The sequence below is a fragment of the Coralloluteibacterium stylophorae genome (genome assembly GCF_018122625.2).
In the GTDB taxonomy this organism is placed as follows: Bacteria; Pseudomonadota; Gammaproteobacteria; order Xanthomonadales; family Xanthomonadaceae; genus Coralloluteibacterium; species Coralloluteibacterium stylophorae.
The window spans coordinates 387,655-409,446 of sequence record NZ_JAGQFT020000004.1; the positions used below are offsets into that span (position 1 = coordinate 387,655).

Below are 21,792 nucleotides of genomic sequence, written 5' to 3' on the forward strand. Positions count from 1 at the left end.
CGTGCCGGATCAGAGCGGGAGGAGCCGGAACCGCGTCGGCGCAATCGCGGTGAAGCGCGGCACGTCGGCCATGACGCGGGCGGCTTCCGGCGAGGCGAAGGCGGCGTCGAGCGCGGCGTCGTCGCGGAAGATGCATTCGCACAGGGCGACGGTTCCTTCCGACCCGCTGGCCGGAAAGAACGCCTCCAGGCCGAGCAGGCCGTAGCGACCCCACGCCGCCATCACCAGCGGCAGGTGGACATCGACGTAGTAATGCCGATCGAAGCGGTCGTGGCGCGCACCTCGATAGCGCACGTGGACGACGGTGGGCGATGCCTGGCTATGCATGGGTATCCGATCGCAGCGGCGCCCTGTGTTGGGCGTTGGATGGGTGGGCTGCGGGTGGGCCTCGTCCGCGCGTGCGGGGGCCGCCCGCGTCAGGACGCGAGGCCGCGCAGCGCGGCGGCGCGGGCATGCAGCGCGGTGGTATCGAACAGCGGCACCGCGGCATCGGCCTGCGACACCAGCAGCGTGATCTCGGTACAGCCCAGGACGATGCCCTGCGCACCGGCGTCGGCGAGAGCGGCCATGACCCGGCGATAGGCCGCGCGCGACCCGTCGCGGATGACGCCCTGGCAGAGCTCCTCGTAGATGACCCGGTGCACCTCGGCACGCGCGTCGGCGTCCGGGGTGATCACCTCGATGCCGCGCGCCTCCAACCGCGCGCGGTAGAAGTCCTGCTCCATGGTGAAGCGCGTGCCGAGCAGGCCGACGCGGGTGATGCCGGCCGCGGCCAGCGCATCCGCGGTGCAGTCGGCGATGTGCAGCAGCGGCAACGGCGTGGCCGCGGCGATGGCGTCGGCCACCTTGTGCATGGTGTTGGTGCACAGCACGAGGAAGTCGGCGCCGCCGGCCTGCAGCGCGCGCGCGGCATCGGCCATCGCCGCGCCCGCGGCCGCCCAGTCGCCGGCGTGCTGGAGCGCTTCGATGTCGTGGAAGTCGACGCTGAACAGCAGCAGCCGCGCCGAGTGCAGGCCGCCCCGCTGGTCGCGGACGGTCTCGTTGATGAGGCGGTAGTAGGGCAGGGTCGATTCCCAGCTCATGCCGCCGATCAGTCCGATGGTTTGCATCGTCTTCCTCCTGATGTGTGTCGCGTGCCGCGCAGCTTCGCCAACCCGGGCCTACGAAGCACGCCCGGCTCCCTCCCCCTCGTGGGGGAGGGTTGGGGAGAGGGGCGTGGCGCAGCCACGGCTGTTGCTCGATCGCGGCCGAACGCAGCGCTTCGCGCCCCATCCCGCCCTTCCTCCGGAAGGAAAAGGCGCTTCTGCCCCTTCCCCGCCTGCGGGGGAAGGTCGGGATGGGGGTGAGGCGCGCAGCGCAGGCGCCGGACGTGCGCGCGGGCCGCATGCTGGGCCGCTCCGCAGCGACCGGTCGTCGCGGAGCGCAAGCGCGCAGGACGGCCAGTGCGCGGCACCGCCGCCTCAGCGCATGCCGCCGGAGGCCACGATGCATTCGCCCGTCACCCAGCCCGCGGCATCCGACGCGAGATAGGCGACGATCGGCGCGATGTCCTGCACCTGGCCGATGCGGCCGAGCGGCGTCTGCGCCTCGTTCCAGGCCTGGAAGTCCGAGCCCATCGCGCCGGCGGCATGGGAGCCCTCGGTCTCGACCAGCCCGGGATTCACCGCGTTGACGCGGATGCCGCGCGGGCCGAGCTCGCGCGAGAGCACGCCGGTGATGGCGTCGATCGCACCCTTGGTGCCGCTGTAGATGGCGCTCTCGGCCGGGAGGACGCGCGTGACGAAGGAACCGACGTTGACGATGCTGCCGCCCCTGCCGAGGTACCGCGCTGCGGCGCCGGCGACCAGGAGGGGGCCGAGGACGTTGAGGTCGAACTGCCTGCGGAAGAGGTCCTCGGTGGTGTCCTCGATCCTGGCGAACTGGTACATGCCGGCGTTGTTCACCACGATGTCCAGCCGCCCGAAGCGGTCGATGGCCGCCTGGACCAGCGCCTCGACCTCGGCTTCGTTCCTGACATCCGCGCCGACCGCGGCAGCCTGCCCGCCTGCCGCCTCGATGTCGGCGACCACCCTGTCCGCGCCGGCCGCGTCCGAGCCGTAGTTGACGACGACCCTGGCGCCGTCGGCCGCGAGGCGGCGGGCGATGCCCGCGCCGATGCCCTTCGAGGCGCCCGTGACGAGGGCGACCTTGTCCTTCAACGTGTGCATGTCCTGGGTTCCGGATGGGGCGGCCTGCGCGGGCCGGCGCGCGTCCCGCGCGGGCCGCCGATGAGCGAGGCGCCATGCTGGTCCCAGCACGATTGTCTGTGGACTGCCATTCCTGCATCTTCCGCGTACGTTTTTGAACGGCGGTCATGGCGATGGAGTGGAGCGACGTCCGGATCTTCCTGGCCGTCTCCCGCGGCGGCTCGTTCGGCGAGGCCGCCCGCAGCCTGGGCGTGAGCCATCCGACGGTCGGCCGCCGCGTCAGGGCGCTCGAGGACGAGGCGCAGCAACCCCTGTTCCGCAGGACCCGGCGCGGGCTGGTGCTCACCGATGCCGGGGATGCGCTGCTGGCGCTGGCGGAGTCGATGGAGAACTCCGCGCTCGCCATGGAGCGGCGCCTGGCGGGCAACCACGACCGCCTCGAAGGCATCCTGCGCATCTCGTCGGCCGACTGGTTCGCCGGCTACGTGCTCGCGCCCGTCCTGGCCGAACTGGGGCGTCGCCATCCCGCCGTCGTGCCGGAGCTGATCGCGAGCTATCGCCTGCTCGACCTCTCGCGCCGCGACGCCGACGTGGCCTTCCGCATCGTGCCCTTCAGCGAGCCGGACATCGTCCAGCGCCGCCTGATGCGGATCGGCTACGGCGTCTACGGCACGGCCGACACCGCGCGCATCGCACAGGACGACCCGGACGCGGTCGGGCTCATCCTGATGAACACGGCGCAGTCCCACTTCCCCGACGTCGCCTGGCTGCTCGACGCCTTCCCGACGTCGAGGCGCGTGTTCACCAGCACGAGCCGGAGCGTGCAGGCGCGGATGTGCCTGCAGGGCGTGGGCCTCGCCGTGCTGCCGAGGCCGCTGGGCGACGCGATGCCCGGCCTGCAGCGCATCGCCACCCCGGAGCCACCGCCGGCGCGGGACGTCTGGGTGGGCTACCACCACGACCTGCGGCACATGGACCGCCTGCGCGCGATGCTCGAGATCGCCGATGCGCTGCTGGCGGATGGGCAAGCGCCCCAGCTGCCCGCTGCCGGGTGACGGTTGCGGCGGACCGCGCGGCCCACCAGCCCCACCAGCCGGAACAGGGCAGGACGAACAGGCGGAGGCCGGTCCACCACGTGCAGGAGAGCCAGGCCCCGGAAACAGGCCCGCGCCCGCGCGCGAGGTTGGCGGAGGGCATGAGGCGCTCGTTGCCGACCCGCCGTCCCGCGCCGGGGGCGAGCACGGCACCACGGGCAGGCCGGATTCAGCGCTGATCCGGTTCCAGGATGGCGACCCGCAGTCTGCGTCGACCGACGTCCGCGCACCGTTCCCATTGCTGCGCTTCTGGCAGCCGACCCGAATCATCGGATCCGATCCCGGCTACAGCCCGCTCCCGGTGGGCAAGGTGCCGCCTGGACCACAGCCGGATCGTGCCGTCGCCCCGCGACCCCGGCCCCTGCGGACGACCGCGGATGAATCTGGCCGTCCAGGCCCAATGAACGGATGCCGCTTTACCTGCCGCAACGACTGGCTACGTCGCTCCGCGAGGCGGTGCCGGCTTCGGGGAATTGCCAGGTGCGGCCCCCGGCACGCGCCTGGCGAGCAGGACCCTCCAGAGCCAGTACAGCATCGTAAGCAGAACCCCCAGCACGGGGACCGCCAGAAGCGCGACGTTACGGATGGGCTCCGGAAAGACCTGTGCTTGGCCCAGGAAGAACGAGGCAGCGGCAATGAACAGTGCGAAGCACATCCGCCACAGGTGCCGCGCAAGACGGTGGCGTCCCCCGACGCCATTCGCCAGCACCATGCGCAGGTCCAGAAGAGCGGCCATGAGCGCCACCGCGCCGAAGACGAAGTAGGGCGGCGCAGGGAATCCATCGCGCATCCCGGTGGGATCCCTCGCGGCCTCCAGCCCTTGCTGGATGCTGACCGCGCCGATGACGAAGGCCGCCAGCATTGCAGCGAGATCGACCCACCGCGCTCCGGCGCCGCGGCGGCGGACCGCAAGCGTCGCCGTGCCGACGAGATAGAACGTGAGCGCACCGGCAACAACCGAGAGACCCTCGGATCGGAAAGCCGCCATCACGGCGCCCGTCGCCGACATGATCAGCATGGAATAGACGAAGGCCATGCCGCTCGCCCGGTGCAGGCCAGCCCCCTTGGCGCTGTAGAGCGCCACCGCGCCGGCAACGAGCGCCATGGAACCGGCGACGATGTGGGTCACGACCGAGACATCTGCCATCTGCGTCGATCCGGAGGCCTGGATCGCCCCATACTGTGCCGGCTTCGCGCCCACCACCCGTGCCTCTTGTCACTGCGACTTGCGGCTAGCCACGGCGCGCCGGGCCCGTCACTCCTTCGTTGCCGATCGGTAGGCACGGCGGATGTCGGCGGTAAAATCGGACCCCGACAGTGTCTGCTCGAGCCGCCAAAGCTGGGCTTCCAGATCTGGCGCCACGGCGGCCAGCAACGCCGTCGTCGCCTGTTCGCATGCCGCCAGCGTCAGCTCCAGATCCGCGACGTGACGCTGGCCTCGTGCCGTGAGTGCGATCAGCGACCGCCGCGCATCTGCGGGGTCGGCGCGCGCCTTCACCAGTCCTGCGGCGCTGAGCGTTCTGATCCACTGCTGGACGAGCTGGTGCGACTGTTTGAGCAGGCGTGCGAGGCCGGTCACCGGTTGCGGGCCATGACGCGCCAGCGCGAGCAGGGTCGAGGAGGTCCGTGGAGGACTGGCGAGGCCCGCCTCCTCATGCCAGGCGGTCTCGGCTTCCACCAGACGGTCGGACACGCGGCGCAGCATGTGCGCCAGGAATGCCGGCCCGAGACCGGCGACGAAATCGTCATCTCCATGCATCGTCCAAACCTTTGCGCAACTTGTTGCGTAATGCAAGGGCTCGCGCTACGTTGCAGGCCCGGACGGAGGACGGTGCCATCAAGACGAGAGCGCTCGCTGTCTTGCCGATCGTGGCGATGCTGCCAGCCGCCGCGTCACCCATCGACCCCATCGACGCCGCGTTCGCACCCTGGAACGGCCCGGTACCCGGCTGCGCGATCGGCCTGCAGCACGAGGCAAGCCCGCCGCTGTACCGCGCCTATGGGATGGCGAACCTCGAACAGCCCGCACCGGCCACGCCCGACACCGTCTTCGAATCCGGCTCCGTCGCCAAACAGGTGACCGCCGCCGCCGTGCTGCAGCTGGTCGAGGCGGGCGTGCTGCACCTCGACGACGATATCCGCCGCTACCTGCCCGAACTTCCGGACCATGGCGCGACGATCACGATCGACCACCTCCTGACCCACACCAGCGGCCTGCGCGAATGGGGCGACCTCGTCGCGCTTACCGGCTGGCCGCGCTATTCGCGCGTCTACTCGAACATGGATGCCCTGGCCATGCTCGCCCGCCAGCGCTCGCTCAACCATCCGCCGGGCACGCGCTTTTCCTACACCAACAGCGGCTACAACCTCCTGCCGATCATCGTCGAGCGCGCGACTGGCTGCAGCTTTCCCGACTATACGCGGGAGCATCTCTTCGGGCCGCTGGGCATGGCCCACACCACGTGGCGCGACGATCACCTCCGGCTCGTGCCGGGCCGCGCCACCGGCTATCGCCGCGGCGATCCCGGCGGGTTCATCGATGGCTCGCCGATGGAAGACGCCTACGGCTCCGGCGGCATGCTGACGAACGTGCGGGATCTGCTCGCCTGGGTGACCGCACTCGGCGACGCGAGACTCGGCGCGTTCGTCACCCGCAAGCTCGAGGAGCCCGTCATCCTCGTCGACGGGACCCGCATCGGCTATGGCCGGGGCCTCATGCTGGCGGAGTACCGCGGCGTCCGCGAGATCTTCCACAACGGGGGCACCAACGGCTATCAGGCGTGGGCGGGTCGCTACCCGGACGCGGGGCTGGCGATGGCAATCCTGTGCAACGGGAGGACGGTGGGCCCGGACACCCAGGCCCGCCGGATCGCGCAGCTCTACCTGCCGGCCGCGCCCGGTCTTCGGGCCGGCGCGCCCCCGCCCGCCGAGCGCGCCGCACGTCCCGGCCTTTATGCCAGCGACGAGCGCTACGAGATTCTCAAGATCGTCGAGAAGGACGGCGGACTCGGCGTCGAAGGCGGTGCGACGCTGGCTTACCTCGAGCCTGGCCGGTACATGCTGGGGTCGAGCGAACTGGTGTTCGGCGATGGCAGGGTCGAGCGCCGCCGCCCCGATGGGACGGTGGCGATCCTGTCACGCCGCGTTCCGGCGGCGCCGGGCAGCGCCGGGTCCAGCGCCGTCGCCGGGAGCTATCGCAGCGACGAGGTGGGATCGCGCCTGACACTGCGCCCCGCAGGTGCAGGGCTGGAGCTGCGCTTCGCCGACCGGCCGGCTGTCGCCGAGTTGCTCTTGCCGCTGTTCGAAGACGCCTACGAGGGCGATGGCATGCTCATCGAAGTCCTGCGCAACGACGCGGGTCAGGTGACCGGTGTCAGGTTCCGGACGGAGCGCGTCTACTCACTCGAGTTCGAGCGCGACGCGGGGTGATGCGGGCCTGCGCCCGGAGCCCACTGGTCTCGAAGCCGAAGGAGCCGGGATCCCCGACCAGGCTCCGCCGCGCCATGCGCGCCCGTGCCGCGACCCGGGCGCAGGGCTGGCCTGGGCGCGAGCGGGCGCCACGCAGCGCGGGCTCGTGTCGCCCGGAGTGGCCGCCAGAACGAACACCGCCTGGTACTCGCGCTGTGCATTCAAGAAGAATGCCGCCCCGGGGACATTGGCGACGATTCCGTCGCCCGCAGTGGAACGGCCGCTTTCGAGAAGTTCTAACGACCTGTATGGAAGGTCGAGACCGCTGCCCTGCTCGATCAGGGCTGACGTCCTCCCGCTAAGTTGGTCCGGCCAGAAGTAGAGGATTGGGTGGGGCGCGGCGCAGTCGCGGACTTCGCGACGGCGCCTCGCCCCACCCGGTCTTCGAGGGTCTATGCCGGCCCGGCACCGTAGCGAGCCACCGGCACCGCGACCGCACCGCGCGGCGGACGGAGGCGAGACATGCCCGCGCGGCCTCCATGGTCGCCGCAGCGCCATGCGTCCATGGCCGCCAGGTCGACGCGGGCCACGAGCTGGCGCGGCGTGCCGCGCACGGACGGTTCGGGGGTCAGGCCATACACGGCCCGCTCCTCGCGCACGCCGCCCCGCGGCGCCGACGTCGGTCCGATGCGCTGCGCCTCGACCTGGTCGAGGATCGCGCGTACCGCTTCCGCGCCGTCGAAGATCGCCTCGCCCAGCAACGGCAGGGTCTGCGGCGCCAGTCCGTCGCTGCCGGCTGCAATCGCGTCGCCGTGGGCCGAGATCGTCTGGACCAGGCGGGCCAGCTCGTCGATCTGGTCGAGGGTCATGCCGAAGCGCACGCCGTCGGGCGCTTCGCCGGGCTCATCCCCGGCGGATGCGGCCTCCCGCTCCGATTCGGAGGCGTACCCCTCGTTCTGCGGTGATCCCATCCAGGAGACCTCCGCCAGCACCAGACCGGCCTGCTCGGCCAGCAGCTCCAGGCAGACCGCCAGCTCGTCCATGCGCACTTCCGGCGCCCACTCGCGGCCCTCGTCCGCCGTACGCGGCTGCGCCAGGTGCGAGAGGAATTCCATGTGCTCGCGCAGCTTCTTCAGCCGGAACTGGCTGTCTTCCGGCAGGAAGTAACCCATCGTGTTCGGCTCGTTCGGTTCACGGTTCGACATCGCCCATCCTCCTTCCATGAGTGGCCGCCCGCCGGGGATGGCGGACGGGAAGTCGGGAGGCTAGAAACCGCAAGCAGACGGCGGGCGTATTTCCCCGAAGGGTGTTGTATTAGCCGCCCTCCCGACGCAGGCATCGCGTCGGTCTGCACCCGTGAGAAACACGGGCACAAAAAACCCACCGGTTTGACGGAGGTGGGGACCGCTGCTTGCGGAGTTTCTAGGCTCCTTGGGGGCGAGTCTGCTACGGCTTCAGCGGCACGGTCAAGACGGTTCGTGCGTGATTGGATCTGCGCGCGCGCAGCAGGCGCGGGGACGAAGGGCCGCGATGACTACCGCCGTTTCGCACGAGTTCCGGCTGCTACCATGCCGGTGATGACCAACATCAGCGCGATGCTTCGGGAACGTCTGGCGCTTGCGAATCCGGTCCCGGTGGAGTTCCGACGCAGCGATGTCAGACAGGGCGATGGCTTTGTCCGTGAGCGCATCGAGTACCACGGACTCGAAGGCGACGTCATCCCCGCTTTCCTGTTCACGCCGAGCACCCACGACGCGCGCGGCGGGGTCGTGGTCTTCCACCAGCACAATGGCGAGTTCCACTTCGGCAAAAGCGAGGTGGCCGGCGACGTGGGAGACCCGTTCCAGGCGTTCGGGCCGGCGCTCGCTCGTCAGGGCCTCGCCGTTCTGGCGCCCGACGCTATCACCTTCGAGGATCGGCGGGGCGCGGTGCGGGGCGTGGAGCCGGATTACTACGACTGGCTCCAGCACTACAGCGCCATGAGCTACCGGTTGCTGGACGGCGACGTGCTGATGAGGAAGTGCCTGGACGATGCGCAACGGGCCTTGAGCGTTCTGCTCCAGGCCACCGGCATGGACGGGCGGCGCGTGGGCGTTGCAGGGCACTCATATGGTGGTTATACCGCGCTCTATCACGCGGCGTTGGATGTGCGCTGCAGCTTCGCGTGCATCAGGGGGTGCCGTGTGCAGCTTCGAGATATGAACAATCAGCGTGAAAAAAGAGGCGCGGCGATTTCTCGCCGCGCCTCCTTCTCTCGCTCCTCAACAACAGGCGACCTATCGACTCAAGCAGTCACAGAGCGATCACGTTTGCTGAATTTCGCCCACTTCTACTTTACCACTGCAGGCTCCATAGCAACCGCTGCCGATGGGGCTACCACCGCCGCCGCCGCCGCCGCCGCCGCCGCCGCCGCCGCCGCCAACACGCGCAACTTGGACCTTCTCTGCCGAATCTGCCGCCTTCTCACCGCAGGGCTTATTGATCGGGATCATCACGGTCCCGAAATACACGCGAACCGCTACATGGCCTTGGAAGCTATTATTCTTCCAAGCGGAACCAAGGATCTTCCCAGCAGCAGAATCAATGTTGCGGAGAGCCGCCGCATTTGCTGGATTCTCGTATCCAAGAGCAGTGGCTTTGCTGAGATCCGCACGCGTGACCTGGATTGGGGGCAGCGGCGGCATTGGAAGTTCCTTGCAGGCATACGCAGCCCCCGCCACTCCGATGAACAATATCCCAAATTTAGCAATAACGGTCTTCATGAACACTCCTTGTCAGATTTTTGCATCACTCGTCGCTGATAATAATGGGCCGCGGATCAACCGGAGGCACCCGCCCCGTCTTCAATAGGGCGATCTCATTGAGCTTGTTGAGTAGGCGTATAGCAGCCTCTTCACCAGCGACCCTCTCCTGCTGAGTTAGTTGTCGTGGCATCGTGTAATCACGCGCCAATGAGAGGACAAAATTGCCCTTCATCTCTGCAACTCGAGAGACGGCATAGGCTTCGCTCAAATTGCCCTGCATCGGCCCTGCGATGTGAGATGAAAGCATCTCAAGGGCGAACAATGAGCCATCGGCACCCAACTCGAGAAGACGCTCCTTTGCATCCGGATCACCATTTCTAAGATTCCGGAGCGCCAACATTGTTGCCGCCGCCGTGTCGCCTTTTGCAGCAGCAGCTTCTAGCAGGTAGTCTGATCCGTGTTCGTAAGCGGCCCATTGCTCCGCATTTGGATAACCGGCGCGGTCTAGCCAAGCCTGTTCCGCAGCGCTTCGTGGCCCGAAAGGATCGCCTTCAAGCGGCATGCCAGCGCGAGAACGCGGCGGCAGGGTAAGTGCTGGTTGCTGCAGCTTAGCCTGATGACCCGCAGGTCGCGTAGAAGCTTCCACGGGCAATTTGACTGCCGCTGCGGGAGCTTCCAACACGCCAGGCGCTGCTTCTCCCTGAGGCAAGGCAGTGTCTAGGTCGCGATGCTTCACCAGCCAAGCGAGGAGGAGGACCGCGGAAGCGATCAGAAAGGCTGCTACGAGTTTTCCCCTGTACACGTTGAGATCCCTTCGCTTGAAGCGCGCCGCCATTCCTGCGGCATAGCGAGATTAGACTGGAACCCATCGGTAGAGATGCGGTCTTGGACCGCGCGCGTCACGAGTTGTGACACGACTCACAAACCCTTGCTCGTCAGCTTCGTCGATTTCGCGTTTAGGGAAGTTCTGAACAACTCCCTCCGCCGCGCGACAATTGACGTCCTCCCCTCATCTGGTCCGGCCTGAGCTGGAAAATTCGGCCGTTGTGACGATGGTGAACCTGCTGGCGAACTCGTTGGGCGTGAGGTCCCCGAGCGACGAGTGCGTCCGGAAATGATTGTAATCCTGCCTCCAGCTGTCGATCTTCTGTCGCGCGTCCTCGATCGACAAGAACCAGTGGGTGTTGAGGCACTCGTCGCGGAAGCTGCCGTTGAACGACTCAATGAAGGGGTTGTCGGTCGGCATACCTGGCCGTGAATAGTCGAGCGTGACGTGGTTCTCGTAGGCCCACCGATCCAGGGCAAGCGAGATAAATTCGCTGCCGTTGTCGGTCTGAATCCGCTTCGGCACGCCTCGCTGGCACTTGAGACGCTCCATCACTTCGACCACATCCGCGCCGTTGATCTGGCCGTTGGCCTCGATGGCCAGGCTCTCTTTCGTGAAGTTGTCGATGACCGTCAATGCCCGAAAGCGGCCTCCATCGAACGGGGCGTCGGCGACGAAGTCCATGCTCCAGTACTGATCCGGCGCCGTCAGGACGATGCGCTCGAGGCGATGCGTCGCCGCCTTGCGGCGGCGCGGACGCTTGCGGCGCAGGTTCAATCCGGCCTGCCGGTACAAGCGATAGACGCGTTGTGGTTGACCTGCCAGCCCTCCCGACGCAGCAGCACGTAGATCCGCCAGAAGCCTATAGCGCACGCGCGTCGCGGCGATCTCCTCAATGCGTCGCAGCAATGGCGCATCGTCCTTCTCCTTCGGACGGTAGTACCAGCCTGCGCGGCTCTGCTGCACCAGAGCACAAGCGCGACGGACGCCGACGCGATATCGGTCCACGGGCAAAGGGGTCAGGTTCATTTTTTCCTACCTCTGAAGGCGCTGTTCGCCGCCACGCCGGGAGGCGACCTAGCGATGCCAAAGTCGCTGCCTGCACCGATGATCACGCACCTCGCCTTGCGCCCGATGCCTCATGGCCCGCCTTCCTCGCTTCGATCTTCCTTGGATCCCGCAGCACATCGTACAGCGCGGGAACAACCGCCAGGTCTGCTTCGCCGCCGAGATCGACTATTGGCAATACCTGCTGGAACTGCGCAAGGCGTCGGTCAAGCACCGCTGCGCCATCCATGCCTACGTGCTGATGACCAATCACGTCCATCTCCTGGTCACGCCCGAGGAGGCCGGCGGCGTCTCCCGCATGATGCAGGCGATCGGACGCCGCTACGTTGGTTGCTTCAACGCCCGGTACCGGCGCACCGGCACCCTGTGGGAAGGACGCTTCAAATCCGCTCTCGTCGATAGCGAGCACTACTTGTTGCGGTGCTACCGCTACATCGAGCTCAACCCGGTCCGGGCGCACATGACCGCCTCGCCGGGGGACTATCGATGGTCGAGCTACCGATACAACGCCAATGGCCACGCCGATCCGATCCTGACGCCACACCCCGAGTACCAGGCCTTGGGGAGAACCGTCGTCGAGCGCACGGCCGCGTACGAAGCCTTCGTCCGTGAAGGCGCCGACCCGGCCGAACACAACTCGCTACGCCTGACCACGCAGCAGCAGCGAGCTTGGGGCTCCGAGCGGTTCAAGTCCCAGATCGAGGCGCTGACGCTCCGCGCTGTGCGCGTGCGCCCGCGTGGCCGGCCTACGCAGCAACATCAGTAAATGAACCTTACCTTCGGAAAATGAACCTGACCCCTTATTCGCTCGCGAGGCGCCCCCGCGGCTCGTAACAGGGTGAGTAGTAGACCCCTTATCGACCCGTTATGGGCTGATTAGGCACCAACCTAGTGACGCTGCCCAAACCAGGGCGGACAATTCGCTGGCATGTAGGGCCATTCTGTTTTGCGAGGCAGAGCACGTTGAGCACGCTCCGCTTCAGCAGGAGTGAGAAACATGCCCATCAGGTCATTGCCGCTGTTGACAGCGTAGAACCCAACGGCCGAATCCTCCAACTGCTCGTTTATGATCGCGAACAGCGCCGCTGTTGCCACGCCCCAGCTCTCGTACTCGTCCCCGCCATGAGACGACGGATATATGGGGTAGCGCCGCGAACCCACGGACACTTCGTACGAAAGCGCGTGGCTGTCGATATGTTCCTGGATTACGAGCGGGGTGGCTACATACTTCGTGAGCTCGGGAAGCACCCGAGCGTAGGCCTCGGCAATTCCCTGTTCCGCGAGGTCCTCTGCATCGAGGAGGATAGCTTTCTCGTAGTCGAGTTCCGTAGCGGCTCCAGAAAATGCCGTGAGCGACAATATCGCGGTAGCGAAAAAGATACGGAGCCTAGGAGTCAGGTTCATTTTCCTACCTCTGAATGCACTGATAGCGCCTGCGCCGGAACGCGACCTGCCGATGCCGGTGCCGCCTGCCGCGATGATCACGCACCTCGCCCTGCGCCCGATGCCTCATGGCCCGCCTTCCTCGCTTCGATCTTCCTTGGATCCCGCAGCACATCGTACAGCGCGGGAACAACCGCCAGGTCTGCTTCGCCGCCGAGATCGACTATTGGCAATACCTGCTGGAACTGCGCGAGGCATCGATCAAGCACCGCTGCGCCATCCATGCCTACGTGCTGATGACCAATCACGTCCATCTCCTGGTCACGCCCGAGGAGGCCGGCGGCGTCTCCCGCATGATGCAGGCGATCGGACGCCGCTACGTTGGTTGCTTCAACGCCCGGTACCGGCGCACCGGCACCCTGTGGGAAGGACGCTTCAAATCCGCTCTCGTCGATAGCGAACACTACTTGTTGCGGTGCTACCGCTACATCGAGCTCAACCCGGTCCGGGCGCACATGACCGCCTCGCCGGGGGACTAGCGATGGTCGAGCTACCGATACAACGCCAATGGCCACGCCGATCCGATCCTGACGCCACACCCCGAGTACCAGGCCTTGGGGAGGAGGGATGTCGAGCGCACGGCCGACTATGCAGCCTTCGTCTGCGAGGGCATCGATCCGACGGAGTTGGATTCCCTACGACTCACCACGCAGCAGCAGCGAGCTTGGGGCTCCGAACGGTTCAAGTCCCAGATCGAGGCGCTGACGCTCCGCGCTGTGCGCGTGCGCCCGCGCGGCCGGCCTACGCAGCAACATCAGTAGATGAACCTGACCCCTTGTTCGGAAAATGAACCTGACCCCTTATTTATTTATTCGAAAATGAACCTGACCCCTTATTCGTTGGTCCCATCCATCAGGAAGGCCCCGCATTGCAGGGCCTGTAAATCTTGACCGAGCAAGGCCCCAACGGGGGCACAGCGATCGTCACTCGATCATTGTCACAACGCAGACGCCCGCTCCGCAGGAGATGCCGACTAGTGTAGAGCCAGAGCCGCTATATGAGATTTCTGCACCGAGGGCTGCCATGTGGCCCGCCATTCCACCCATGCTCATATCTCCTGATGTAGCACCACCTTCCCAAGTGCCTTGAACTTGGTCAATGGTTTCAGGGATTAGCTGACCTCCCTCGGTCCTGGCGCTACCATCGATGAACTCGCCAAAGGGATGCGCCTCCGATACCTCGACGTAGAAATAGCTCCCATCACTCATCTTGACCTTTATCAAAAGCTTCAACTGCTGTCGCAGCCCAAGATAAGTCGTCGCTAGCCCTTTGAGATCCATGTAAGCAGTAGCGAAATCGTGGCCAGTGATGGCGTCGATAGTCTCAAAGTCCGCAACTGCGTCCGAGATTTGAGTCTTCAGGTTGTCGTTGCGAATGACGTCGTATGCGGTCTTGTCACCTCCAGGAATTCCGAAATCTCCGGCATTGACCTGAAACCGCGGGGACAGCGTGCCGTTACCAAGAACAACAACCTCATGTCCAGATTGCAGCTCGTTTCTTGCACCCTGAGGCACCGAGCCCTTCGTGGCTCCATCCGCCGCCAAGATTCCCGCGCCAGGCTGGTCATTGAATGGATTAGTCGGCGGATTTCCCTGGGGTATAATCCATCGTTCGATCTTATTGCTGTGCAAATTATAGACCAGGTGGTCTCCGCCACCGAAGTTCTGAGCAGCCTGCTTGAACTCAAACGATCTTTCGCAGTAGCCACAGGGGATGGCTTCTGCCGACGCCTGATTTGGAGTGAATATCGCGGTCGCGGCGACGGCGATGGAAATGAATCCGATGCTCTTGATCATCGTTTCAACAACCTCCTGTTGTAGAAACCTTGATTAAGGGACAATTCATCCTAACATTCAACCCAATTCACCATTCAATTTGTAAATGGGAAAGAGCACAGCGATAGATGTTATCTATCGTTGCAAAAATGCCGCCTACATCTCGCGCTCGAGATCCAGCTCGGTCGTAAAGCCAGTGGCCCCATCGACCGCGTGTCTGACCTTCGTGATGATCCAATTGGTTCCGTTGATATCGACTTTGAATCCCGACAGCCGCGCACGCTGCTCCGGGGAGAGCTCTGCCCTGCCCCGTGCCAAGCGCAGCGAGAGCGTCGCCGCGCCGCGCTGGATCCGCTGCCATTCCGCCGATGCCGCGGCCAGGGCATCGGCCTCGGTGGCGTGCGTCTCGCGCCGGCGCTTGGCGTTGTCGCCCTCGCCGGCGAGCACGCTGCGCTACCTCAGGGTCAGGTTCATTTTTTCCTACCTCTGAAGGCGCTTATCGCCGCCACGCTGGGAGGCGACCTGGCGATGCCGAAGTCGCTGCCTGCACCGATGATCACGCACCTCACCCTGCGTCCGATGCCCCATGGCCCGCCTTCCTCGCTTCGATCTTCCCTGGATCCCGCAGCACATCGTACAGCGCGGGAACAACCGCCAGGTCTGCTTCGCCGCCGAGATCGACTATTGGCAATACCTGCTGGAACTGCGCGAGGCATCCATCAAGCACCGCTGCGCCATCCATGCCTACGTGCTGATGACCAATCACGTCCATCTCCTGGTCACGCCCGAGGAGGCCGGCGGCGTCTCCCGCATGATGCAGGCGATCGGACGCCGCTACGTTGGTTGCTTCAACGCCCGGTACCGGCGCACCGGCACCCTGTGGGAAGGACGCTTCGGATCCGCTCTCGTCGATAGCGACTACTACCTGCTGCGGTGCTACCGCTACATCGATCTCAACCCGATCCGGGCGCACATGACCGCCTCGCCGGGCGAGTATCGCTGGTCGAGCTACCGATGCAATGCCGATGGCCGGTCCGAGCCGATCCTGACACCACACCCCGAACATCAGGCCTCGGGGAGGAGCGATGTCGAGCGCACGGCCGCCTACGCAGCCTTCGTCCGTGAATGCACCGATCCGGCCGAACACGACTCGCTACGCCTGACCACGCAGCAGCAGAGAGCCTGGGGCTCCGAGCGAGCAAAGTCCCAGATCGAGGCGCGGACGCTTCGGCCTCTACGCGTGCGCCCGCAGGGCCGGCCTCCGCACACTCAGCAGCTACTTCGGTAAATGAGCCTGAGCATTCATTGCCTATTTGTAGGCTCGGGCGCATGCAACTGACGCCGCGTAATCGCGCCATACTTCCAGCGAGCGAGCGTATTCTTCCTCCAAAATACTACGATCGCCCTCACTGGTTACCGGCGAGCTCGGTTCGTGCATCGGCGGCAGGCACTCCATGACCACCGGCCCTTGGAAACCGATGCATACCAGAGCCTCAAACTGCGCGCGAAAGTCGACGTTGCCGCTGCCGATACCACCCCGCGTTGAGTCGGAGATATGATAAATCGAGAGCGTGTCGCGGCTACCCTCGATCGCCGCTACCGGATCGTCTTCCTCGAGATGCATGTGATAGCTATCGAGAATCAGGCCGACGTTCTTCCGGCCTACGGCCGCCAGCAGCCGATTGCCCTCTTCTGCTGTGAATATCATCGGCACTTCCTTACGATTGACGACTTCGTAGACCAGTTTCGGGCCGCTCTCCCCGACATGCGCTGCATAATCGGCAAGCGAACGACACCCCTCGACCAGCGCGTCGAACGGCGACTCGAGCCCCTGAACCCATGCCGATAGAATTGGTAGCGTCACATAAGGTGCGCCCAATTGACTGGCGACCTCGATGACGTGGCGATAGGCTTCGAGGCCACGCTCGAGGTTCGGCGCGTCTTGGGGCGCAATACGTTGCGCGTCGACGGCGATCAGCGACAGCCCGCGCCGTTCGATCGCGTCTTTGATGTCCGCGACCGAATAGGATTCCCAAAGATCGTTGATCTGGACACCGTCGAACCCCAGCTCCGTGACCCTGTCCATGAGCGTGTCCAGATCGTCGAGCCCCAGCGTCCAGGTACAGATGCCAATCGTCATGCCTTGCGTCCATTTGTTGTGTCACCTTTGGACACCCAGCATAGGCGACGAACGTCGATGGCGAAAAGGTAACGGCGCCGACGCGAGCATGATCAGCGCCCGCTGAAGTCGCAGCCTCGCTTCGATCTTCTTTGGATCCCGCAGCACATCGTACGGCGCGGGAATGACCGCCAGGCCTGCTTCGCCGCCGTTATCGACTATTGCCAGTCCCAGCTGGAACTGCCCGTAAGGGCATTGAGCGAGCGCCACGGTGCCGTGCGCGCCTACGTGCCGATGACCAACCGCGCCCCTCTCCTTGTCATGCCAGAGGAGGTCGGCGGCATATTCGGCACGGCGCAGACATCGGAGGCCGCTACGCCGTTCGTCATCGCTGCACAAACACGCTCGAAGGGCGCTCCCGTTTCGGCAACACAGTTCGGCAGATTCCGACACTGAGCAACGACCATGGTTGGCGCCAGACTACGCGCCCCGGCGCTGGGATCCTCCCATCGTTATCGATGCGTCGCGTGCGGCGCCCGGGCCGGACTCCTATGCAGGGACAAAGACCATGATCGACTTGAGCGGAAAGCGTGCGCTGGTTGCCGGCGGATCGCGCGGGATCGGCGCGGCGATCGCGCTGGCGCTGGCCGAGAACGGCGCCGACGTTGCCTTCACCTATCAGCACTCGGTCGAGAAGGCACGTGCAGTTTCGGGCTCCATCGAGGCAACGGGCCGCCGCGCCCTCGGCATCCAGGCCGACAGCGCGGATCCCGGAGCGATCGCGCGGGCCGTCGATGAAGCCGTATCGGCGCTCGGCGGCCTCGACATCCTCATCAACAGCGCGGCGATCGCCTACTACGGAACCGTCGCCGACCTCGACCTGGACGCGTATCAGAAGTTGATGGACGTCAACGTGCGCGCGCCCATGCTGTTCGCGAAAGCCGCCATTCCGCACCTGCCCGATGGCGGCCGCATCGTGACGATCGGCTCCGGCCTGGGCGAGCGGGTACCGTTTCCCGGAGTGACGGCCTACGCCGTCTCCAAGGCAGCGCTGACGTCCTTCACCCGTGGCCTGTCGCGCGAACTCGGCCCCAATGGCATCACCGTGAATCTCGTGCAGCCGGGATCGACCGATACGGATGCGAATCCGGCGGACGGACCGAGTGCGGACGCCCAGCGCAGCATGACGTCGCTGGGGCGCTACGCACAGCCCCGCGAGATCGCGAACGCCGTCGTCTTCCTTGCCAGCCCCGCCGCCAGCGTGATCACGGGTGCCGTGCTGAATGTCGATGCGGGCGCGCTCGCGTGACGGGGCCGATCCCGGGTTCTCCGGCCCGGGCATGAGCGGCCGGCCGCGGCGACCGCCCGGATAGCGCGGGAGCAGCGCCGCCTGCCGTTCGCTACCGCTCGCAGGCATCCGCCGGTGTCGGCTGGTTACCGAGGGCAAGGTATGCCAAGGGAACCGCGGGCCCTGCTGCCGCAAGTTGTCCCGCGGGCCGCTCGTGCCGCGGGCCGATCCGCTCGGTCGGACCAGGAGCCCATGATCACCTTCCCGCGCCGTCGCCTTCCTGATCGGGCCCGGCCGATGGGGATACACCCGCGAGCCGGCATGATGCTGCAGGGTCATATGGCCCGCAGCTCCCGCATAACCGGAAATCCCATATGCACATCGAGGAGTTACGCACTTTCGTGGAGGTCGCCGACGCGGGAGGCGTAACGGCTGCCGCCCTCCGGCTCGGCGTCTCCAAGTCGATCGTCAGCCGACGGCTGGGAAGGCTGGAGGCCGGCCTTGGGATCCAGCTTCTCGCTCGCACCACGCGCGGGGCCGCGCTCACGGCGGCGGGGATCATCTTCCGGGACCACGCCGCGAGGATCTGCGCGGAGGTCGACGCCGCCAAGGAAATTATGCAGCCGGCGGGGGAACTGAGCGGAAGCTTCCGGATCGCCGCCCCGCTGACGTTCGGTCCTACCCACTTCGCTCCGGTGATCGCGGACCTGGCGCGCCTCAACCCCCGGTTGCAGGTGCGGGCGTGCTACACCGACCGATTCGTGAACCTCGTCGGCGAGGGCTTCGATTGCGCGATCAGGATCGGCCACCTCAGCGATTCCAATCTGATTGCAAGAAAGGTCGGATATACGCCCGCCCTGTACGTCGCGACACCCGAATACATCAGCAGGCACGGTGCACCGGAGACGCCCGAGGAGTTCGGCACCCACGATGCCGTGATGCAGGGAACGGAGACCTGGCTCGCGCTGGATGGCGACAGGGTGATCACGTTGAAGCCGCACGGCCGGTTCAAGGCCGACAACGCCGTCGCGTGCGTCGCCGCCGCCCTCGCCGGGCTAAGCGTCGCCGGGATTCCCAGGGAGTTGATCATCGACCATCTGCAATCGGGAGCGCTGGTCCCGGTGATGACCCGCTACCCGCCACCGAGCCTTGGCATCTACGTGGTGAGGCCGCCGGGCCGGCATCCCGAACGAAAGGTCCGGGTGCTGACGGAGATGATGATCGAATGCTGCGAGAACCTCTGTAGGGCCATTTCGCTTCGCGAGTCGCAGCGGGCGGCCCGGTAAAAGCGTCGTTCCACCGGTCGGACCTTGGTGTTGATGAACGACCGCGTTCGACTCTGAACACGCCCGAGGAGATCGGCGGCGTATCCCGGATGGTGCAGGCAATCGGCGGCGCTACGTCGCCTGCTTCAACGCCCGGTACCGGCGCACCGGCACCCTGTGGGAAGGACGCTTCGGATCCGCTCTCGTCGATAGCGATTACTACCTGCTGCGGTGCTACCGCTACATCGAGCTCAACCCGGTTCGGGCGCACATGACCGCCTCGCCGGGGACTATCGCTGGTCGAGCTATCGATACAACGCCGATGGCCACCCCGATACGATCCTGACGCCACACCCTGAGTACAGGCCTTGGGGAGAACCAACGTCGAGCGCGCGGCCGCGTACAAAGCCTTCGTCAGGGAAGGCGCTGACCGGCCGAACACGACTCGCTACGCTCGACCACGCAACAGCAGAGAGTCTGGGGCTCCGAGAGCTTCGAGTCCCAGATCGAGGCGCTGACGCTCCGCGCCGTACGCGTGCGCCCGCGTGACCGGCCTCCGTGCGCCCCGCAGCACCGCCAGCGAATGAACCCGTCCCCTTACTCCACAGACCCCTTACTCCACACCTTATTCCCACCTGGTTCGCAGTGGTCGAGGGTTCATGGAGCTGTCCGATGTAGGATGGCGTTCAGGGGCGCGGAGCGGGTTGATCGATGAACGTGCGGACTGCGGCGATGGTTGCCTCGGGTGCTTCCTCCATGAGCCAGTGGCCGGCGCCCGGTATCACCACTTCGGTGACGTTGTCGGCGGCGTTACGCATCACCACGGCCTCGTTTGAACCAAAGGATTTCTCACCGCCGACCGCCAGAACAGGCATCGCCAAGCGGTGGGTCAGCACCGCCTGGTTGTCCTTCTCGTCCTGGCGGATGGCGCGGAACTGAGCAAAGGCCGAGCGCATCCCGCCCGGGCGTGCATACAGGGCAGCGTAGTGCTGGCGCGTCGCTTCATCGATTTTGCCCGGGCCCGCGGCGAACTCATTCCAGAAGCGGTCGAGATAGATGCGTTCTCGTCCCGCGACGAGCCGCTCGGCGTCTGCCCCCCCGAAATCGAAATGCCATAGCAACGGATTGCGCACGATCTGGTCCCACGGAGGGATCCCCGGCACGGGCGCATCCATCACCACTAGCTTGTCGGTAAGTTGCGGATACCGCGCCGCATAAGCGAAGGCGACCATCGTGCCGATGTCGTGCCCGACGACCATCGATCTGTCGATCCCCAGTTTCGACAGCACTTCACGTACATCGCCCGCCTGGGTCTTCTTGTCGTAGCCGCCCTCGGGGTGCGAGGACAATCCCATGCCGCGCAGGTCGGGAACGACGACAGTATGGTCGCGTGCCAGCGCTTCCGCCAGCGGCGCCCACATGTCACCCGTGTCGCCCATGCCATGGAGCAGCACGACGGCTGGGCCTTCCCCGCCGACGCGCACATGCAGTGTCGCTCCGCCCGAAGCGATATTTTCCGTGCGGAACGAGGAGGGAAAGGGGTGCACCTGTGCAGCAGCTGGAACAGCGATGCCCAGCGCCAGAATCGCGCCAATCAGAAAGCGGAGCATGTCATTTCTCCTGCGTCGGAATGGGAAGCGGGTGGAGGATAAGGTCGCCGAGATCGGCGGGCGATACGGCACGGCGGGCATGGGAAGTGGCCATCATGGATGTCTACTGCCAGGACAGTCGTGACGAAGAGCGATCCGATATTCGTGCTTTCGCGTGACGGGGTGATCCGCAGCAAAGGCAAAAGGCAGGTAAAAGGGGAAATAAGGGGCCAGGGAAAAGGGGTCGGGCAAAGGGGTCCGGTTCATTTTTTCCTACCTCTGAAGGCGCTGACCGCCGCCACGCCGGGAGGCGACCTAGCGATGCCGAAGTCGCTGCCTGCCCCGATGATCACGCACCTCGCCCTGCGCCCGATGCCTCATGGCCCGCCTTCCTCGCTTCGATCTTCCTTGGATCCCGCAGCACATCGTACAGCGCGGGAACAACCGCCAGGTCTGCTTCGCCGCCGAGATCGACTATTGGCAATACCTGCTGGAACTGCGCGAGGCATCGGTCAAGCACCGCTGCGCCATCCATGCCTACGTGCTGATGACCAATCACGTCCATCTCCTGGTCACGCCCGAGGAGGCCGGCGGCGTCTCCCGCATGATGCAGGCTATCGGACGCCGCTACGTTGGTTGCTTCAACGCCCGGTACCGGCGCACCGGCACCCTGTGGGAAGGACGCTTCAAATCCGCTCTCGTCGATAGCGAGCACTACTTGTTGCGGTGCTACCGCTACATCGAGCTCAACCCGGTCCGGGCGCACATGACCGCCTCGCCGGGCGGGTATCGCTGGTCGAGCTACCGATGCAACGCCGATGACCACCCCGATCCGATCCTGACGCCACACCCTGAGTACCTGAAGCGTCCTCGTTCTTTCGAGTCAGCCAGAACTAGAGGCAGTGGGTGAGTGTGCCATCGCGAAGCGAACCGGCGGAAGGCCGCCGAGGGCGCGATGCGGGCGGGTGTGGTTGTAGCGGTGCCGCC

The 21,792-nt window shown here is 65.6% G+C and carries 22 protein-coding genes; 9 read left to right on the forward strand and 13 right to left on the reverse strand.

From position 1 onward, the window contains the following. Positions 1-9 precede the first annotated feature (9 nt). From KB893_RS08430 to KB893_RS08440, 3 genes are all read right to left on the reverse strand, one after another. Complete coding sequence (locus KB893_RS08430) at positions 10-327, reverse strand: EthD family reductase (RefSeq protein WP_211925366.1); 318 nt, start codon at positions 325-327, stop codon at positions 10-12. Positions 328-416: 89 nt separating this feature from the next. After that, a complete protein-coding gene (locus KB893_RS08435) occupies positions 417-1,109 on the reverse strand; it encodes an aspartate/glutamate racemase family protein (RefSeq protein ID WP_211925365.1) in 693 nt (230 codons plus the stop codon). A 351-nt stretch (positions 1,110-1,460) separates the two neighbouring features. Continuing rightward, complete coding sequence (locus tag KB893_RS08440) at positions 1,461-2,207, reverse strand: glucose 1-dehydrogenase (RefSeq protein WP_211925364.1); 747 nt, start codon at positions 2,205-2,207, stop codon at positions 1,461-1,463. 146 nt (positions 2,208-2,353) lie between these two features. Here KB893_RS08440 and KB893_RS08445 point away from each other — a divergent pair, with 146 nt between their 5' ends. After that, complete coding sequence (locus KB893_RS08445) at positions 2,354-3,241, forward strand: LysR family transcriptional regulator (RefSeq protein ID WP_246505502.1); 888 nt, start codon at positions 2,354-2,356, stop codon at positions 3,239-3,241. A 475-nt stretch (positions 3,242-3,716) separates the two neighbouring features. Here the strand turns inward: KB893_RS08445 and KB893_RS08450 are convergent, their stop codons facing one another. Further along, on the reverse strand, positions 3,717-4,427 hold the full coding sequence (locus tag KB893_RS08450; protein WP_211925362.1) for a DUF2306 domain-containing protein: 711 nt from the start codon (positions 4,425-4,427) through the stop codon (positions 3,717-3,719). A gap of 108 nt (positions 4,428-4,535) precedes the next feature. Next, the gene (locus KB893_RS08455; RefSeq protein ID WP_211925361.1) at positions 4,536-5,039 is read right to left on the reverse strand and encodes a MarR family winged helix-turn-helix transcriptional regulator; all 504 of its coding nucleotides are present in this window, start codon (positions 5,037-5,039) and stop codon (positions 4,536-4,538) included. Between the two features lie 116 nt (positions 5,040-5,155). Here KB893_RS08455 and KB893_RS08460 point away from each other — a divergent pair, with 116 nt between their 5' ends. Next, positions 5,156-6,709, forward strand: coding sequence for a serine hydrolase domain-containing protein (locus KB893_RS08460; protein ID WP_211925360.1), 1,554 nt, complete (start codon positions 5,156-5,158; stop codon positions 6,707-6,709). A 431-nt stretch (positions 6,710-7,140) separates the two neighbouring features. Here the strand turns inward: KB893_RS08460 and KB893_RS08465 are convergent, their stop codons facing one another. Further along, positions 7,141-7,893: an XAC0095 family protein gene (locus KB893_RS08465; RefSeq protein WP_211925359.1), complete on the reverse strand. Its 753-nt coding sequence runs from the start codon at positions 7,891-7,893 to the stop codon at positions 7,141-7,143. Positions 7,894-8,265: 372 nt separating this feature from the next. On the opposite strand from KB893_RS08465, the gene KB893_RS18700 reads away from it, so the two are divergent. Next, entirely contained in the window at positions 8,266-9,489 is a 1,224-nt protein-coding gene (locus KB893_RS18700; protein WP_211925358.1) for a dienelactone hydrolase family protein, read from the forward strand. Here the strand turns inward: KB893_RS18700 and KB893_RS08475 are convergent. After that, complete coding sequence (locus KB893_RS08475; protein ID WP_213173607.1) at positions 9,476-10,114, reverse strand: hypothetical protein; 639 nt, start codon at positions 10,112-10,114, stop codon at positions 9,476-9,478. The two genes, KB893_RS18700 and KB893_RS08475, sit on opposite strands and share 14 nt — an antisense overlap. Before the next feature lie 327 nt (positions 10,115-10,441). Continuing rightward, positions 10,442-11,287, reverse strand: coding sequence for an IS3 family transposase (locus KB893_RS08480; RefSeq protein WP_246505505.1), 846 nt, complete (start codon positions 11,285-11,287; stop codon positions 10,442-10,444). A gap of 112 nt (positions 11,288-11,399) precedes the next feature. On the opposite strand from KB893_RS08480, the gene KB893_RS08485 reads away from it, so the two are divergent. Then, positions 11,400-12,092, forward strand: a complete 693-nt coding sequence (locus tag KB893_RS08485) for a transposase (protein ID WP_213173608.1) — start codon at positions 11,400-11,402, stop codon at positions 12,090-12,092. Positions 12,093-12,214: 122 nt separating this feature from the next. Here the strand turns inward: KB893_RS08485 and KB893_RS08490 are convergent, their stop codons facing one another. After that, the gene (locus tag KB893_RS08490) at positions 12,215-12,730 is read right to left on the reverse strand and encodes a hypothetical protein (protein WP_213173609.1); all 516 of its coding nucleotides are present in this window, start codon (positions 12,728-12,730) and stop codon (positions 12,215-12,217) included. A gap of 107 nt (positions 12,731-12,837) precedes the next feature. Here KB893_RS08490 and KB893_RS18330 point away from each other — a divergent pair, with 107 nt between their 5' ends. Next, the gene (locus KB893_RS18330; protein ID WP_246505506.1) at positions 12,838-13,248 is read left to right on the forward strand and encodes a transposase; all 411 of its coding nucleotides are present in this window, start codon (positions 12,838-12,840) and stop codon (positions 13,246-13,248) included. Positions 13,249-13,692: 444 nt separating this feature from the next. Here KB893_RS18330 and KB893_RS08500 read toward each other — a convergent pair whose 3' ends face one another. Beyond that, complete coding sequence (locus KB893_RS08500) at positions 13,693-14,565, reverse strand: hypothetical protein (protein ID WP_211925355.1); 873 nt, start codon at positions 14,563-14,565, stop codon at positions 13,693-13,695. Positions 14,566-14,700: 135 nt separating this feature from the next. Continuing rightward, positions 14,701-14,991, reverse strand: coding sequence for a hypothetical protein (locus KB893_RS08505; protein WP_211925354.1), 291 nt, complete (start codon positions 14,989-14,991; stop codon positions 14,701-14,703). A gap of 139 nt (positions 14,992-15,130) precedes the next feature. Here KB893_RS08505 and KB893_RS08510 point away from each other — a divergent pair, with 139 nt between their 5' ends. Next, positions 15,131-15,832: a transposase gene (locus KB893_RS08510; protein WP_211925353.1), complete on the forward strand. Its 702-nt coding sequence runs from the start codon at positions 15,131-15,133 to the stop codon at positions 15,830-15,832. A 21-nt stretch (positions 15,833-15,853) separates the two neighbouring features. Here KB893_RS08510 and KB893_RS08515 read toward each other — a convergent pair whose 3' ends face one another. Then, the gene (locus KB893_RS08515; protein WP_211925352.1) at positions 15,854-16,684 is read right to left on the reverse strand and encodes a sugar phosphate isomerase/epimerase family protein; all 831 of its coding nucleotides are present in this window, start codon (positions 16,682-16,684) and stop codon (positions 15,854-15,856) included. A gap of 547 nt (positions 16,685-17,231) precedes the next feature. On the opposite strand from KB893_RS08515, the gene KB893_RS08520 reads away from it, so the two are divergent. Then, complete coding sequence (locus tag KB893_RS08520) at positions 17,232-17,972, forward strand: SDR family NAD(P)-dependent oxidoreductase (protein ID WP_211925351.1); 741 nt, start codon at positions 17,232-17,234, stop codon at positions 17,970-17,972. Positions 17,973-18,325: 353 nt separating this feature from the next. After that, complete coding sequence (locus KB893_RS08525) at positions 18,326-19,237, forward strand: LysR family transcriptional regulator (RefSeq protein WP_211925350.1); 912 nt, start codon at positions 18,326-18,328, stop codon at positions 19,235-19,237. A gap of 665 nt (positions 19,238-19,902) precedes the next feature. On the opposite strand, the gene KB893_RS08530 is transcribed toward KB893_RS08525, so the two are convergent. Then, positions 19,903-20,826 (reverse strand): alpha/beta fold hydrolase, encoded by a 924-nt coding sequence (locus tag KB893_RS08530; RefSeq protein ID WP_211925349.1) that lies wholly within the window; start codon positions 20,824-20,826, stop codon positions 19,903-19,905. 358 nt (positions 20,827-21,184) lie between these two features. On the opposite strand from KB893_RS08530, the gene KB893_RS08535 reads away from it, so the two are divergent. Continuing rightward, positions 21,185-21,715, forward strand: a complete 531-nt coding sequence (locus KB893_RS08535) for a transposase (RefSeq protein WP_338026909.1) — start codon at positions 21,185-21,187, stop codon at positions 21,713-21,715. The last annotated feature ends 77 nt before the right edge of the window (positions 21,716-21,792 follow it).

What these genes read in the sequence shown, in the direction of transcription:
- KB893_RS08430 (WP_211925366.1), bottom strand. Translation starts at nt 327, where the DNA reads ATGCATAGCCAGGCATCGCCCACCGTCGTCCACGTGCGCTATCGAGGT.
- KB893_RS08435 (WP_211925365.1), bottom strand. Translation starts at nt 1,109, where the DNA reads ATGCAAACCATCGGACTGATCGGCGGCATGAGCTGGGAATCGACCCTG.
- KB893_RS08440 (WP_211925364.1), bottom strand. Translation starts at nt 2,207, where the DNA reads ATGCACACGTTGAAGGACAAGGTCGCCCTCGTCACGGGCGCCTCGAAG.
- KB893_RS08445 (WP_246505502.1), top strand. Translation starts at nt 2,354, where the DNA reads ATGGCGATGGAGTGGAGCGACGTCCGGATCTTCCTGGCCGTCTCCCGC.
- KB893_RS08450 (WP_211925362.1), bottom strand. Translation starts at nt 4,427, where the DNA reads ATGGCAGATGTCTCGGTCGTGACCCACATCGTCGCCGGTTCCATGGCG.
- KB893_RS08455 (WP_211925361.1), bottom strand. Translation starts at nt 5,039, where the DNA reads ATGCATGGAGATGACGATTTCGTCGCCGGTCTCGGGCCGGCATTCCTG.
- KB893_RS08460 (WP_211925360.1), top strand. Translation starts at nt 5,156, where the DNA reads ATGCTGCCAGCCGCCGCGTCACCCATCGACCCCATCGACGCCGCGTTC.
- KB893_RS08465 (WP_211925359.1), bottom strand. Translation starts at nt 7,893, where the DNA reads ATGTCGAACCGTGAACCGAACGAGCCGAACACGATGGGTTACTTCCTG.
- KB893_RS18700 (WP_211925358.1), top strand. Translation starts at nt 8,266, where the DNA reads ATGACCAACATCAGCGCGATGCTTCGGGAACGTCTGGCGCTTGCGAAT.
- KB893_RS08480 (WP_246505505.1), bottom strand. Translation starts at nt 11,287, where the DNA reads ATGAACCTGACCCCTTTGCCCGTGGACCGATATCGCGTCGGCGTCCGT.
- KB893_RS08485 (WP_213173608.1), top strand. Translation starts at nt 11,400, where the DNA reads ATGGCCCGCCTTCCTCGCTTCGATCTTCCTTGGATCCCGCAGCACATC.
- KB893_RS08490 (WP_213173609.1), bottom strand. Translation starts at nt 12,730, where the DNA reads ATGAACCTGACTCCTAGGCTCCGTATCTTTTTCGCTACCGCGATATTG.
- KB893_RS18330 (WP_246505506.1), top strand. Translation starts at nt 12,838, where the DNA reads ATGGCCCGCCTTCCTCGCTTCGATCTTCCTTGGATCCCGCAGCACATC.
- KB893_RS08500 (WP_211925355.1), bottom strand. Translation starts at nt 14,565, where the DNA reads ATGATCAAGAGCATCGGATTCATTTCCATCGCCGTCGCCGCGACCGCG.
- KB893_RS08510 (WP_211925353.1), top strand. Translation starts at nt 15,131, where the DNA reads ATGGCCCGCCTTCCTCGCTTCGATCTTCCCTGGATCCCGCAGCACATC.
- KB893_RS08515 (WP_211925352.1), bottom strand. Translation starts at nt 16,684, where the DNA reads ATGACGATTGGCATCTGTACCTGGACGCTGGGGCTCGACGATCTGGAC.
- KB893_RS08520 (WP_211925351.1), top strand. Translation starts at nt 17,232, where the DNA reads ATGATCGACTTGAGCGGAAAGCGTGCGCTGGTTGCCGGCGGATCGCGC.
- KB893_RS08525 (WP_211925350.1), top strand. Translation starts at nt 18,326, where the DNA reads ATGCACATCGAGGAGTTACGCACTTTCGTGGAGGTCGCCGACGCGGGA.
- KB893_RS08530 (WP_211925349.1), bottom strand. Translation starts at nt 20,826, where the DNA reads ATGCTCCGCTTTCTGATTGGCGCGATTCTGGCGCTGGGCATCGCTGTT.
- KB893_RS08535 (WP_338026909.1), top strand. Translation starts at nt 21,185, where the DNA reads ATGGCCCGCCTTCCTCGCTTCGATCTTCCTTGGATCCCGCAGCACATC.